This window comes from Cupriavidus necator, from assembly GCF_016127575.1.
In the GTDB taxonomy this organism is placed as follows: Bacteria; Pseudomonadota; Gammaproteobacteria; order Burkholderiales; family Burkholderiaceae; genus Cupriavidus; species Cupriavidus necator_D.
In genome coordinates this window covers 2,652,335-2,666,071 of record NZ_CP066018.1, presented here as the reverse complement: position 1 = coordinate 2,666,071, position 13,737 = coordinate 2,652,335, and the positions used below count along the sequence as shown (strand labels likewise).

The window sequence follows — 13,737 nt, the reverse complement described above, 5'->3', positions numbered from 1 at the left end:
TCCCGATGTTCTGCGCCAGTCTCTCCCCGCTGCGCTAGCCGGCCACCTCGCGGAAGGGGTCAAGCCCCAGGTCGATCAGGCGGCGTTCGCGCACCACGATCTCTGCCGTGGCGGTCATGCCGTAACGCAGCGGATACTTGTTGTCGGCCACCGCGTAGTAGTCGCGCGCCAGCCGCACGCGGCCCTCGTAGACCGGCTGCTTGTCGGGTCCGCCCGGCTTGGTCGCGGGCGAGATGAATTCCAGCGTGCCCTCGATGATCCCGTAGCGCTGGTACGGGAAGGCACTGAACTTGAGCTTGACCGGCAGGCCCTCGCGCAGGAAAGCGCGGTCACGCTCGGCGATGACGATCTTCACCACCGGGCGCGCATCCTTGGGGGCAATGCCGCCCAGCGGCGTGTTGGCCTGCACCTTGTCGCCGCGCTGGGTGGAGGTGACATCGGTGATCACGCCCGACACCGGCGCCAGGATCAGCAGGAAGTTGTCCTTGTCGATGTTCTCGAAGCGGATGCGCGCTGCCGCGTCCGCCACCAGGCGCGCGGTCTGCACCTGCAGGCGCAGCTTGTCCTCGGTGTTGGCGATCTCGCGCAGCGCCGCGTCGTACTGCACGCGCAGCCCGGCCAGGTCCTGGCCGCTGCTTTCTAGCTGGGAACTGGCCTGGGTAAGCTCGCGGCCCAGGCGTGCGTCCAGCTCCGTCAGCCGCGACTGCGCCACGCGCAGGTTGTTCTCCGCGTCCTGCGCCGCGGCGCGCTTGGCATCCACCTGCGACTGCGAAACGCCACCGCCACCCGGCAACGCCAGCAGGCGCGCGTATCGGTCCTGCTCCTGGCGCGCGAATTCGCGCGCGCGCCGGGCGTTCTCGAGGTTGCTGCGCGCTTCCTGCAACTGCGCGCGCTGCTGTTCGGCAAGCCGCGTGGTGCCTTCGGCGATGCGGGTCTCGTGCTGGCGCGTGGCCACGTCGATCTGCTGCTTGAGCGCCGCCGCGCGGCGTTCCATCAGCGCCTTCTTGTCGGGGAACTGCTTCCATTCGCGCTCGGAGTCTTCCAGCTTGAGCTGCGCTTCCAGCGCGTTGGCCGCGGCCTCGATCGCGCCGCGCGCATTCAGGCGCGCCAGCACGTCGTCCTTGGACACCGGTTGCCCCTCGGCCACGTAGAGGTCGGCCAGCTCGCCGTCCACCGGGGCATAGAAGCGGCGCACCTCGGATTCCGGCGCCAGCGTGCCCTGCGCCGTGACAATGACATCGGCATGCCCGACGAAGGACCACACCAGCCCGCACAACACCAGCGTGAAAGTCGTGACGATGGTCAGCAGCCCCAGGCGCGACGGCTCGGCACTCAGCAGGCCGATGCCCTCGGCGCTGTGGTCTTCCAGCGCCTCGGAGAGTGGCTTGAGGCCGCCCTGGCGGGCATCGTCCTTCATGGCTGCCCCGCTTGCTGTGGCGCCGCGGCAGCCGCGGCCGGCTCCGGCGCCTTGCCGGTGTCTTCACCGCCGATCAGCTCCAGCTTGGTCTTGAGCACGGCGGGATCGAGCACGGTGCGCAACTCGCGCAGCGCGTGCCGCTGCTGGTCGGCCTCGGCGCGGATCTCTTCCTCGATCTTGGCGAGTTGCGCCAGGTCGGCGCTTTCGCCCGCGCGCAGTTGCGTGAAGATGCGCATGCCCTGGCGCGCGTCATCCTGTGCCTGCGACAGCAACCGGGCCTGCGCGCGGAACCTGGGCGAGATGCCGGGCTCGAGCCGCTGCTCGCTGCCGATCACGCCATTGCTGCGGTATTGCTTCCATGCGGCGACGGCGCTGCCCATCAGTTCCCGCGCGCGCCGCAGGGCACTGTCGCGCACGCCGTTGACGTCGGCCTCGACCGCCTTGGCGAAGTGGCCGTCATCGGCGGCATCGAGCATGGCGTAGAAGCCCAGCAGCCGGTCCTCATAGCCCTTGCTGCCGCGCGCGGACTGCAGCTCGGCGTACTGCGCCGCCACCTTCTGCTTGTGCGACAGGTCGCGCGCCAGGTCCTCGGCCCAGGGGCCGCCGCTGATCTGCTTGATCCCCGCGAGCGCTGCGGCGCTGTCGCCCTGCTGCCACGCCCTGGCCGCACCGGCATACTGGCGCACCATCTCCGGCGGCGGCAGGCGCGCGGCCAGTTGGTTGAACTGCGCCTGGAACGGCGGCGTGGCGAAGCGGCTGTCGGCAAGGCGCGCCACCAGCGGCCCGGGCCGGCGCGCGCGCAGTGCCTGCATCAGCGCGGTGTAGCGGTCCAGGTCTGACTGCACGCGGTCCAGCCCGGCCAGGCGCGGATACTTCTCGCGGTACTCGGCGATGACGGGCTGCAATGCCTCCGGGCGGTCGCGGCCGAGTTCGGCGGCAATGGTGGTGTTCAGCCGGTCGATCGCCGCCAGGTAGACCGAGGCGTCGTTCTGCAGGCGACGCACGTCGCTGAGCGCATCGGCGTAGAGATCGCGGAACGCCGGCACATCGGCCGCGATGCGCCCGAGCGCGCGCTGGTGCGCGGTGGTGTCCTGGTTCCAGTACGCCAGCAGTTGCCGGATCGGCGCCTCGTCGGTGTAGAGGCGGATCGGCGTGTCGGCGCCGCGCTGCGCGGTGAAGCGTTCGAGCCGGCCGATCCAGTCGAGTTCCGCCACCAGCGGCCGCGCATCGGCATTGTGCGCGCTGAGCTTGCGCATCCGGGCCAGCACGGCATCGGCGCCGCTGAAATCACCGGCCTTCAGCCTGGCGGCGAAAGCGGGCACGTCGGCACGCATCAGTGCCTCGGTGCCGATGGCCTGCACCTGGGCATCGCCGGGATGACGCGCCAGGTAGTTGTCGGCGGCCTGCGCCGCGCGCGCGTGATCGCCTGCGGCAAACAGCGCCTGCACTTCGCGCTCCGGCGCACCGCGCCAGTACACGGCCGCCCCCGCCAGCAGCGCGAGCAACAGCAACGCGCCGCCCCATCGCGCCGCGCGCCGCGTGCGTACGGAATCGTTCAGGCCGAACTGCCTGGCACCTTCGGCCAGCAGCAGCGCGGCACGCCCGCGCTTGCGGCGTGCCTGCGCGCCGTCGTGCGCGGCCGTGGCCGCCGCGGCCTGTGCCTCGGCCTCGGCGTTGACCTCGTCGTCCTGCTGCGCGGCATAGTCGACGCAGAAGATGTCGAGGAAGGAATCGGCGGCACCGACAAAGGTAGTGCGGTCATCCTCGTCGCGCACGGGCGAAGCCTGGGATGCGGGCGGCGTGTCGGGCGCAGCGACTGGCTGCAGCATCGAATGCGTCGCGGTGGCATCGCCGTCGCCGGTGTGCTGGACCTGCACCTTGTAGACAAAGTGGTTGCCGCCAAAGGCGATCAGGTCGCCGTCGTCCAGCGGCACGCCGTGGTCGGCCAGGCGCTTGCCGTTGACGAAGGTGCCGTTGGTGCTGCCCAGGTCCTCAACGAATGGCACGCCACCCTTGAGGTACACGTGCGCGTGGCGCCGCGACAGGTAGTTGACCTGCTGCGGATAGCTGTCGCGGTAGCGCGCGAAGGCGTCGTCGGCCTTGCTGATCAGGTAGGGGAAGCCGTCCACGTGCAGCGGCTGCAGCCCGACATCGCCGCGCTCGGGCACCAACGTCACCGCTACCCGCGGCGGCTCGGGCTGCGCCGCGCGCGGCGACAGCCGGACCCGGAACGACAGCGCCGGCCCGAAGGCCACCTCATCGCCATCGCTGAGCTGCGCCGGCTGGCGCGCCACCGCCGCGCCGTTCACGCGCGTGCCGTTCTTGCTGCCGAGATCCGCCACATAGACCGCGCCATGCTCGGCGAAGATGCGCGCATGCCGGCGCGACAGCGGTGCGGCCAGGTCTTCGGGGTAGGCGGCGAACGGCAGTTCGCTGCGTCCGACGGCGAACAGGTCTTCGTCGATGCGGATCTCGCCCAGCTCCGGGCGCGACACGGGCGTCAGGAACACATCGAATTCCTGCGCCAGATCCTGAGAGAATTCCCGCGTGAATCCCTGGGCCATTTTCACCGGCATTTCCATGATCAGTGCTTCGTCAGGAGCCATGTTTCCAGCAAGCCAACAGCGCGGCTGCCGCGGCGGCAGGCCAGGGGATGAAGCGACTAAGAACATAGTAGGCGACGGCAAAGGCTAGTCAATCGGGACGCGGAACGCGCGGTTGGCGCGGCAGCGGCACATGCAGCGGGGCAGTGGCCAGGGCTATGGGCGCGTTGCGCAACGCGTTGCAGGCGCCGGCATCACCTGAACCGCCCTACAGCACCGTTGGCAGCACTTACTGCGGCGGATTCGACGCCGCGTTGCGCACGTCGGTATCGGGCCAGCCACCGCCAAGCGCCTTGTACAGGGTGACGGTGTCGGCCAGGATCTGTTGGTGGACCGCCAACAACTGCAGTTGCGCGGCCAGCAGCGAGCGCTCGGTCTCGAACACTTCCAGCTGCGAGACCACGCCCTCCTTCAGTTGCGCCTCGATCTGCGCGGACACGACGCGCAGCTGCTCAACCTGCTGCTGCAGCTCGATGCGCTGCTTCTTGTGCGCGTCGACATTGACCAGTGCGCTCTCCACCTCTTCGAACGCGGTCATCACGGTGCGGCCATATTCGTTTTCCGCCACGCCCACCTGCGCCTCGGTGGTCTTCACGCGCGCGCGCACGCTCGGGTCGAGCATCGGCAGGTTGATGCTGGGCATGAAGCCGAAGGTGAATGACTTGAGCAGGTCGCTCAGCGCAAAGCTGGCGGTGCCGCCGCGCGCGGTCAGGCTGATGGTGGGCAACTGCGCCAAACGGGCCTGGCCAACGATGTTGTACGCGGCCAGCACGCGGTATTCCGCCGCCACCACGTCCGGGCGGCGCGCCAGCAGTTGCGACGGCAGCCCGGCCGGCACCGCGGGCGGCTGCACGCGGTCCTGCAGGCGCCCCGCCGGCACCTTGAGATTGCCCGCGGGCACACCGACCAGCGTGGCCAGCGCGTTTTCAGCCACATCGCGCGAACGGCGCAGCTCCAGCAGGTCCTTGTTCAGGCGGTTGATTTCCGCCTGCTGCTGCATCACCCGGATCTTTGGCACCAGGCCGTTCTGGTACATGGCCTGGTAGGTCGACAGGATCTGCCCGTTCTTGGCCACGGTGCGCGCCTGCTGCTCGATCTGCTCGTCGAACTGCAGGATCTGGAAGTAAGTGGTCGATACATTGGACACCAGCGTCAGGTAGCCGGCGCGCCAGTCGGCCTCGGTGGCGCGGAACTCGGCGGTCTGCGCCTGCACGCCCTTCTCGACCTTGCCCCAGATGTCGATGTCCCAGTTCAGCTGGGCGCCGGCGTTATAGGTCCAGGTGGACTTCTGCCCGGTGCTCTTCTCGAAGCTCGCACCGGCGCCGATATCGATCACCGGCAGCCCGCCGGCACGGGCCTCGCCGATCTGCGCGTTGGCCACGCGGATGCGCGCCGCCAGCACCTTGATGTCGTAGTTGCCGTAAAGCGCCTGGTCGATCAGCCTGTTCAGGTAAGGATCCTTGAAGCCCAGCCACCAGTTGGGCTGCACCGTTTCGGCCGGCGATACCGTGATCGATTCCTGGCGCGTCCATTCGGCCTTGGCCGGGGTTTCCGGGCGCTGGTACACCGGCGGCCGGAAATCGGCGCAGCCTGCCAGCAATGCCGCGCAGGCGGCCAGCGCGGCCAGCCAGGCGGTACGGTGCGGCGCGGCGGTTGACGCAACCGCGGGCGAGGCAGTGATGGATTCAGGCACGATGGGTTCCTGCGTGCGACGGCGGCGGGCGGGATGCGCTGGAGATACCCCAAGGCATGCCGGGGCCGCGAAGTCTGTCTGTATTGTGGTGCGCGCTGGCGCGCGCTCCAACCCCGATATGCAAGGGCTCAACAAAAGCGCCGCGGGGACGCCCCCGCGGCGCTGCGCCATCTCAACAAGCTTCTCAACGATAGATATTGTTGCTGGCGTTCTGGTTGGTATCCACATGCGAACGGACATGGTCGAGGAAGGCCGAGCCATTGCCGTTCAGGTTGGTCACGGACTGCAACTGCGCGATTTCCTGCTTGGCGGTGATGCTGCTGTCGAACGCGAGCTTGATCGGCGCATACACGGCGGCAAAGGGCAGGTACGACAGGCCGCCGCGCACGGCATGCATGCGCTTGCTGTCGAGGGTTTCGGTGGCGGACAGGTCTTTGATGGTCAGCGTGGTCATGATGGTCTCCGGTATCGGTAAGAAGCAGCTAGCTGGCGCGCAGGGGCTCAGCCGTAGATGTTGTTGGTGGCGTTCTGGTTGGTGTGCACGTCGGACTTCACGTGGTCCAGGAAGGCCGAGCCGTTGCCATTCATATTGGTGACGGTCTGCATCTGCGCGATTTCCTGCACGGCGGTGATGCTGTGGTCGAACGACAGGTTGAGCGGGTGGTACACCGGCATGAACGGGAGCAGGGTGCGGCCGCCGCGAACGGCGAGCATGCCCTTGCGGTCCAGGGTGTCGACGGTGGTCAGGTCGGTGATGGTCAGCGTGGTCATGATGGTCTCCGGGTAGAGGAAGGTGTTACCTTGGTGGTTGGTCGAGCATCGGGTTGGTGTCGCGCTCAGGAGGGACAATCGCAGGGAGCGTGCCAGCCCCGGCGCCATGGCCGCGCGGATCACGGAAGTGCCTGTAAACACGGGGAATTTTTCTTGCCGCCAGCGCCGGCGGCGGAGGCGCGGCGAGCCTGCGTCAGCGCGCACTGGCGGCGCGCAGCCAACAGCTTGCCCGTCGATGTTGGATGGCGACCGACACTTGCGGCGCCAGCGCACAAAAAAAACGGCGCATTGCGCGCCGCCGTCACCGCAAGGTCCGGATCACTTCACGTAGATCGTGATCCTCTTCGAATAAACCGGCGGGTTGGTGGGAATGTGCTTGTCATCCCCCATCAGCAGCTGCAGCGTATGCTTGCCGGGCGGCAGCTCGATCATGGTCTCGGTCTCCCCCGCCCCGAAATGCAGGTGATTGCGGTCATTGGGGATCTCCTTGTCCATCGGCGGCAGGTCCACATCGACAAGCAGGTGATGGTGCCCAGTATTGGGATACTTCACGTCCTTTGGCGCCACCCCCATATTGCGCAACCCGAACCAGACCTTGAATGGCTTGCCCGCGGGCATCGTCTGCCCGTCGTTGGGCCAGCCGATATACAGGTAGGCGTTGGGCGGCGCCGGCGTCGAACCACCCTGCACCACCGCTGACAGCAGCAGGCTGGCGGCAAAGACAGCCGCGGCAAGTAGTCTGGACATGGTGCTCTCCCTGTTTGCTGATCGGCCTAGGTTCGGCTTCCGCGGCGCGCGCTGCACCGCTATTTCACCGTGATCGTGATCTTCTTCGAATAGATCGGCGGCTCGAACGGCACGTGCTTGGCATCGCCCATCAGCAATTGCAGCGTGTGCTTGCCGGGCGGCAACTCAATGCGCGCGTCGGTCTCGCCCGCGCCGAAGTGCAGGTGGTTCTTGTCCGAAGGGATTTCCTTGTCCAGCGGCGGCAGCTCGGTGTCGACCAGCAGGTGGTGGTGCCCGCAGCGCGGCGACTCGACGCCCTTGGGGCACACGCCCATATTGCGCAGGCCCATGCGCACCCAGAACTTGCCGCCGCTGATGACCGTGCCATCGTGCGGCCAGATGATGTAGGCCTCGGCATTGGGCGGGGCTGCCGTCGACAGCGACAGCGACGGGGCCGCGGCGAGGGCGGCAACCGCCAGCAGGCGGAACAGGAATCGTCTGGACATACGCGGCGCCTCCCGGATAACAGTCCGAAACCCGATCACGTTGTCCCGAAAGCCCATTCTTGTTGCTTGTTGGTCAGCGCTCGGCGATTCGTCATTCAGGTTAGGTCGCAAGCACGGAAAAAGCGAACCCGGCGCGTCGCGGTTGCGTGCCAATGCCCCGCCGGAGACACACGCGCTGTGCTATCTTGAAGCAAGCCGGTCGACGTCTCGGCAACACCACAATGCGCCCCCGACGCATGTGCCGGCAGCTACCGGCATGCAGCGGGATCGCCGCGGCTCCAGCGAGGTGTGAAGATGTGGCGCAATCTACCAGTCGTACGCACGGCCGCCATGGCCGCCATGCTCGCCGCCGCGCCGCTGCCCGCGCAGGCGGCCGCCGCTGCCGCCGGCCCCGCGGCCACGGAACCGCTGCTGCTCGCCGGCATCATGCCCAAGAACACCGAGGAGCAGTACGAGCTGAGCTTCTGGGAATCGATCAAGAACAGCAATTATGCCGGCGACTACGAGGCCTACCTGAAGCAGTACCCCAACGGACGCTTCGCGGTGCTGGCCAGGGCGCGCCTGGAGCGGCTGGCGGCGTCCGCCTCCGCACCCAAGGCCCAGGCGCCCGCACCGCCGCCCCGCTCCGGCACCTCTGCCGGGGGCCAGGTCACGCGGCCGCCGGCACCGGCCGCGGCAGCGCGTCCGGCATCGCCGCCCGCTGCGTCACCTGCTGCGCCACCTGCTGCGCCACCGGCAACGGCATCGCTGCGCCCGGGCGCGGCGGCGGGCGGCGCGGTCAGCGCCACATTGCGCACCGGCGAGATCCGCGATTGCCCGGCCTGCCCGGTGCTGGTCCCCCTGCCGGCGGGCAGCTTCACCATGGGCAGCAGTGCCAGCGATCCCGCCGAGAAGCCCCCGCACCACGTCACCATCGGCCAGCCGTTTGCCATCGGCCGCTATGAGGTCACGGTCGAGCAATGGAATGCCTGCGCCGACGCCGGCGGCTGCCAGCGCGTCCCCACCGTCGCCGACAGCGCGAAGAACGCGCCGGTGCGCGACGTCAGCTGGGACGACGCGCAGCAGTACGTGGCCTGGCTCAGCAAGACCACCGGCAAGTCCTACCGGCTGCCCACCGAGGCCGAATGGGAATACGCAGCGCGCGGCGGCACCGCCAGTGCCTACTGGTGGGGCGACCAGATGCGCAAGGGCAATGCCAACTGCAAGGACTGCGGCGACCCATGGAGCCAGGATGCGCCGGCCGCGGTCGGGACATTCGCGGCCAACCCGTACGGCCTGCACGACGTCAACGGCAGCGTGTGGGAATGGGTGGCCGATTGCTGGCACAGCTCATACAAGGGCGCGCCCGCCGACGGGCGCGTATGGAACGAGAACGCCTGCGGCGCACGCGTGATCCGCGGCGGCTCCTGGCGCGAGGGGGCGAACTACATGGTGTCGTCCACGCGCTTCAAGTACAGCCCCAGCGTGCGGCAGTCGCAGAACGGCTTTCGCGTGGCGCGCGACATGAAGTAGCGGCTGGCGCAATTGCCAAGCGGCAAGCCGGCCGGCTGGCGGCAATCAGCGCGCGCGCGTGGAGATCTGCACCAGGTCCGCGCTGATGCGGTCCCGGCCATAGGTGCGCGCCATCTGCGCCAGCGGCTTTTCCAGTGCCTTCAGGTAGTCCTTGTGCAGCTCGACCTCGGCGCGCCGGCCATCGAACAGCGGCGCGGGCGTGGTCAGCAACACCACCAGCTCGGTGCCGAACGGCCCGGAGATGATCCAGTCGCCACCGTCGCCAACCGTGGCGCCATGGCTGGGCGGCGCCTGGTGGGCGGGCACGCGCGCGCTCGGCACCATGTGCGCCACCTTGCCGTCGGCCGCGAAGTAATCGACATAGACATAGGAGTCGCGCGCCGGCGTGCGCAGATCCAGCACCAGCGGTGACCCTTCGGTCAGCTGCGTGCCCTGGCCGCGCAGCCGCAGCGACGAAGCCGTGCCCCCTTCGCGGTGGCCCGACCAGTACGGCGCGATCAGGGTGGCCACGTCGCACTTGTCGGCGGCCAGCGGCTGGGTGTCGATCGACACGCCCTTGAGCTCCTTGACGCCCGGCAACGCGCTGAGCTGCTCGCGCAGCCGCACGGCGCCGACGCTCTCGGCCAGGAAGCCACGCACACGCAACGTCTGCGCCTGCTGGGTGGCGGTGAGCAGCGAGCACGGCACCGCGGCCAGCATCTTCGTGACGTCGGCCATCGACAGCACCGCCGGGCGGGCAGCCGGTGCGGGCGGGATGACCGGCGCTGCGGGCACCGGTGTAGCCGGGGCCTCGACGCGCGCATCGCCAGCCGGTGCTTCGGCCTGGCGCTGCGAATGCCAGGCGTAGTAGCCGATCGCCGACACGCCCGCCAGCACGGCCAGCGCGCCGCCTGCCATCAGCGGCGAGGGGCGCCGCGTGGACACCACCGGCACCGCGCTCATGCCATGCAGGAAGCGCGCGACGGTGGGCGTGCGTGTCTCGCGGTCGAGCGACAGCGCCTCGCGCAGGGTCTTCCACTGCGTGCGGCTCAACTGCGGCGGCTGCGCCGGCTTGAGCCCGGCATCGCGCGCCTGGTTGGCCGAGAGCCGCTGGTAGGGATGCTTGCCGGTCAGCAGTTCATAGGTCACGCAGGCCAGCGCAAAGATGTCGTCGCGCGGGTCGGGCTCGCAATGGTCGAACATCTCCGGGCTGGCGTAGGCTGGCGTCATGCCACCCAGCGAGCCGGGATCGAACACGGTCCGGTCGGACTCGTCGGCCGGCGGCAGGAAGCCGCGCGCGATGCCGAAGTCGATCACCTTGACCTCGCCGTTGGCGGTCAGGAAGACGTTGGCGGGCTTGAAGTCGCAGTGCACGAAGCCGCGCTCGTGCGCGTATGCCAGCGCATTGCCCATGCCGTTGATGATCGACATGGCGCGCGCCATCGGCATGCCGGTGAAGCCCGGGGCCTTGAGCACATGGTTGAGCGAAGAGCCTGACAGGTATTCCATGGTCAGGAAGACCACCGGCCCGTCGCGGTCGAAGTCATAGACGGTGACGATATTCCGGTGCGCCAGCGTCTGCGCCTTGCGCGCCTCGCGCTGCAGCGCCATCAGCGACTTGGGGTGCCCGCTGAACTGCAGGTTCAGCACCTTGATGGCGATATAGGGCTTGCGGTCCGAGGCTTCCAGCTTGCGCAGGTCGAGCGCCTTGTAGACCGTGCCCATGCCGCCCACGCCCAGGCATTCTTCCAGCACGAAGCGGCCGTTCAGCGTATCGCCCACGCCCTTGGTATGCGCCGCCTGCGGCAGCGTGCCCGGCTCGGGCGAGGTCGCATACAGCGAGCCCGTCTGCGTGCCGGCCAGGCGCGTGGCCTCGGTGGCGCCGTCGTACTGCGTGGCGCCGCGGCGCTCGATGCGCCGCATGACTTCGGCATAGACCGCGGGCGGGAACGGGAAGCGCGTGTTTTCCTCGATGACCACGCGCGCGGCCTGGCTGGGCGTGGTGGGATCCTGCGCCAGCGCCGTTTCGAACGACGCAACAAACTCGTCGTCGGAGAGACCGCCGTTCTGGAACTTGCGGATCAGTTCTTTGAGACTGGCCACCGGATGCCCCGACATGGTTGCTGGCACGGCGCATCCCACGATGCGGATATGCCTGCCTTCGAGATGGATACTAGTGCGCACCCAAGGCATGCGCAAACCATGCGAAGCCGGCGTGCAACGCCGCGCGCGGGCGCCCCCTGCCAATCGCATCGCCTTTGGCGCGCCACTGTCGCGGCCGCGCCAACACCGGCACGCCGCCTGTTGGCCGCGGCCCGTCACCCGTAGCATGCGGCAGCGCCCGCAGCCAGTGCCCGCAAGCCGACATCGAAAATAAATCGCCCGTGTTTTCAGGCAGTTGCGCGTGACTGGTCGGGACCGGCAACGGCATTGGCACAGTCCCTGCGTTAGTACCTCCCGAGCGCGACACCAACCCGATGCTCGAAACCAGACCCAAGGCAGTACCTTCCTCTACCGGAGACCATCATGACCACGCTGACCATCAAGGACCTGTCCTCCACCGAAACCCTGGACCGCAAGGGCATGCACGCCGTACGCGGCGGCCTGGCCTACATGCCGTTCGCCGCGGTCTACAGCCCGGTGAAGCTGTCGTTCGACAGCAGCATCAAGGCCGTGCAGGAAATCGCCCAGATGCAGACCGTCACCAACATGAACGGCAACGGCTCGGCCTTCCTGGACCATGTCCGTTCGCATGTGGATACCAACCAGAACGCCAGCAACAACATCTACGGCTGAGCCCACGCGCCCCAGCCACCCACACCCACGCACTGACCGATACCGGAGACCATCATGACCACGCTGACCATCAAGGACCTGCCCGCCGCCGAAACCCTCGACAGCAAGCGCATGCACGCCGTGCGCGGCGGCCTGGCCTACCTGCCCTTCGCCGCCGTCTACACGCCGATCAGGCTGTCGCTGGACAACAGCATCAACGCCACGCAAAGCATCGCGCAGATGCAGACCGTGACCAACCTGAACGGCAACGGCTCGGCCTTCCTGGACCACGTCAAGTCCGACGTGCACACCAACCAGAACGCCACCAACAACATCTTCGGCTGATACGCCCTGGCCACTGCTGGCGCGCAGATGCTGCAATCTCCGCGCCAGCCGCCCCCGGCACCCGACTCAAAGGAGCACCACCATGTCATCGATCCTCGTCCGCGATCTCGCCCTGAGCAAAGAACTCGACCGTGCCTCGCTGTGCGCCGTACGCGGCGGCAACTCGTGGCTCAGCCGCGGTGTCGGCAGCGTCGGCCCGCTGGCCAACGTCACCGTCAACGTCAACCAGAACATCGCGCAGCTGCAGAGCATCAACGTCAACACGCTCAACAACAGCATCGTCGGCCCCGACTTCGGCCCGGTGCGCGTCAACGTCAACCCGTCGCAATGGGCCGGCAATTTCGCCGCAGTCTGAGCGCACCGCGCGGCGGCCCCGCGGGCAATACCGCGGACCGCCTCGCCTATACTGAAGCGGTCCCGCGGCCGCATGGCCGTGGCGCCGCTTGACCGGAGACAGCCATGGCAGTGATCGTCATCAAGGATTTGCCCGACAGCATGGATCTCGACCGGCAGGCCATGACCGCCATCCTGGGCGGCGGGCGTACCGCCGGCGGCCAGGCATGGCATGGCCTGCGGCGCCAGGACACCGCGCGCATCGTCGACTACCCGGGCGGATTGCCGGGCAACCGCCATGTGATGCCGCAGGAGCAGCCGCTAGGGCGGCTGCCGCGCAAGGCCGCTGGCAAGGATGCAGAAGACTGAACCGCAACCACAACCGCCAAATGAAAAGCCCGCCATCGCTGGCGGGCTTTGGATGCGGACGGGCCCGGACCACCTGGGTCACGCGGTCAGCAGTTCGGTCATTCTGTTCCAGGCAGGCTTCCCATGATTCCGCCCATGATGCATGAAGCGGACGCCCATCCGGACCACCCGGAGAGTCGCAGGAAGTCTGGCGCGTGGAGTCAATGACCGCAGTGCTCGCCGCGAACAGCGGCCCAATGCCGCTGCAGGAGGTCAAGCGGGAGCGTTTTCGTCCGCCCCGTGCGGGCATCCTGTGTGCTCGCGCCTCCAGTATAGGCGGGGGTTTTCGCCTTTCAACCAGCGTGGCGCGGGGCGCGTCCGGAAGGTGACGAGCGCCTGACATATCCGGTTACGTTTTCGCAGTGCAACAAAAATTCCGTACTCTGCTATAATCCGCGCCGTGAGTTTCGCAACTGTGAGATCCGCCAAACGCCCGGCTTCCTGCCGCGGCGAATCCGCTGCCCTCCCAAGCTCTGTTTCCTCGCTGCCGGACGCCTAGTCATCACTTCATGGCCCCAGCCGCCCAGCAGAACGCACCGCTCACCTGACGTCGCCTCGTCTCCGATCCTGTTGAACAGCCTGAAACCTGAGCTGTTTGCCTGCCAGGGATACGGCCGGACCGCCTAGCGGGACCAGCCACCGCCCTGCCTGCCGCCGTACTGCCAGCTG

13 protein-coding genes are annotated in these 13,737 nt (G+C 68.1%); 5 read left to right on the top strand and 8 right to left on the bottom strand.

Annotation, left to right across the window (positions count from 1 at the left end; genetic code table 11):
• Window positions 1–34: 34 nt before the first annotated feature.
• From I6H87_RS12430 to I6H87_RS12400, 7 genes are all read right to left on the bottom strand, one after another.
• Window positions 35–1,417, bottom strand: coding sequence for a beta-barrel domain-containing protein (locus tag I6H87_RS12430; protein WP_011615777.1), 1,383 nt, complete (start codon window positions 1,415–1,417; stop codon window positions 35–37).
• Window positions 1,414–4,023, bottom strand: a complete 2,610-nt coding sequence (locus I6H87_RS12425) for an FHA domain-containing protein (protein WP_011615778.1) — start codon at window positions 4,021–4,023, stop codon at window positions 1,414–1,416. Before I6H87_RS12425 ends, I6H87_RS12430 begins: the two co-directional genes overlap by 4 nt.
• A 226-nt stretch (window positions 4,024–4,249) precedes the next feature.
• Window positions 4,250–5,713 (bottom strand): efflux transporter outer membrane subunit, encoded by a 1,464-nt coding sequence (locus I6H87_RS12420; protein WP_011615779.1) that lies wholly within the window; start codon window positions 5,711–5,713, stop codon window positions 4,250–4,252.
• A 184-nt stretch (window positions 5,714–5,897) separates the two neighbouring features.
• A complete protein-coding gene (locus I6H87_RS12415) occupies window positions 5,898–6,167 on the bottom strand; it encodes a hypothetical protein (protein ID WP_011615780.1) in 270 nt (89 codons plus the stop codon).
• Window positions 6,168–6,214: 47 nt separating this feature from the next.
• The gene (locus I6H87_RS12410; RefSeq protein WP_011615781.1) at window positions 6,215–6,484 is read right to left on the bottom strand and encodes a hypothetical protein; all 270 of its coding nucleotides are present in this window, start codon (window positions 6,482–6,484) and stop codon (window positions 6,215–6,217) included.
• A 318-nt stretch (window positions 6,485–6,802) separates the two neighbouring features.
• Entirely contained in the window at window positions 6,803–7,231 is a 429-nt protein-coding gene (locus I6H87_RS12405; protein ID WP_011615782.1) for a DUF4399 domain-containing protein, read from the bottom strand.
• Between the two features lie 59 nt (window positions 7,232–7,290).
• Window positions 7,291–7,716: a DUF4399 domain-containing protein gene (locus I6H87_RS12400; protein ID WP_011615783.1), complete on the bottom strand. Its 426-nt coding sequence runs from the start codon at window positions 7,714–7,716 to the stop codon at window positions 7,291–7,293.
• Window positions 7,717–8,010: 294 nt separating this feature from the next.
• Here I6H87_RS12400 and I6H87_RS12395 point away from each other — a divergent pair, with 294 nt between their 5' ends.
• Window positions 8,011–9,228 carry a formylglycine-generating enzyme family protein gene (locus I6H87_RS12395; protein WP_136227786.1) on the top strand — a complete coding sequence of 406 codons (1,218 nt, stop codon included), beginning with the start codon at window positions 8,011–8,013 and terminating at the stop codon, window positions 9,226–9,228.
• Window positions 9,229–9,273: 45 nt separating this feature from the next.
• Here the strand turns inward: I6H87_RS12395 and I6H87_RS12390 are convergent, their stop codons facing one another.
• Entirely contained in the window at window positions 9,274–11,325 is a 2,052-nt protein-coding gene (locus tag I6H87_RS12390) for a serine/threonine protein kinase (protein ID WP_011615785.1), read from the bottom strand.
• Window positions 11,326–11,733: 408 nt separating this feature from the next.
• Here I6H87_RS12390 and I6H87_RS12385 point away from each other — a divergent pair, with 408 nt between their 5' ends.
• The 4 genes from I6H87_RS12385 (at window position 11,734) to I6H87_RS12370 (ending at window position 13,029) form a co-directional block, all read left to right on the top strand.
• Complete coding sequence (locus I6H87_RS12385; protein ID WP_011615786.1) at window positions 11,734–12,003, top strand: hypothetical protein; 270 nt, start codon at window positions 11,734–11,736, stop codon at window positions 12,001–12,003.
• Between the two features lie 54 nt (window positions 12,004–12,057).
• Complete coding sequence (locus I6H87_RS12380) at window positions 12,058–12,327, top strand: hypothetical protein (RefSeq protein WP_011615787.1); 270 nt, start codon at window positions 12,058–12,060, stop codon at window positions 12,325–12,327.
• 82 nt (window positions 12,328–12,409) lie between these two features.
• Window positions 12,410–12,682, top strand: a complete 273-nt coding sequence (locus I6H87_RS12375; protein ID WP_011615788.1) for a hypothetical protein — start codon at window positions 12,410–12,412, stop codon at window positions 12,680–12,682.
• A gap of 104 nt (window positions 12,683–12,786) precedes the next feature.
• The gene (locus I6H87_RS12370) at window positions 12,787–13,029 is read left to right on the top strand and encodes a hypothetical protein (protein WP_011615789.1); all 243 of its coding nucleotides are present in this window, start codon (window positions 12,787–12,789) and stop codon (window positions 13,027–13,029) included.
• Window positions 13,030–13,737 lie beyond the last annotated feature (708 nt).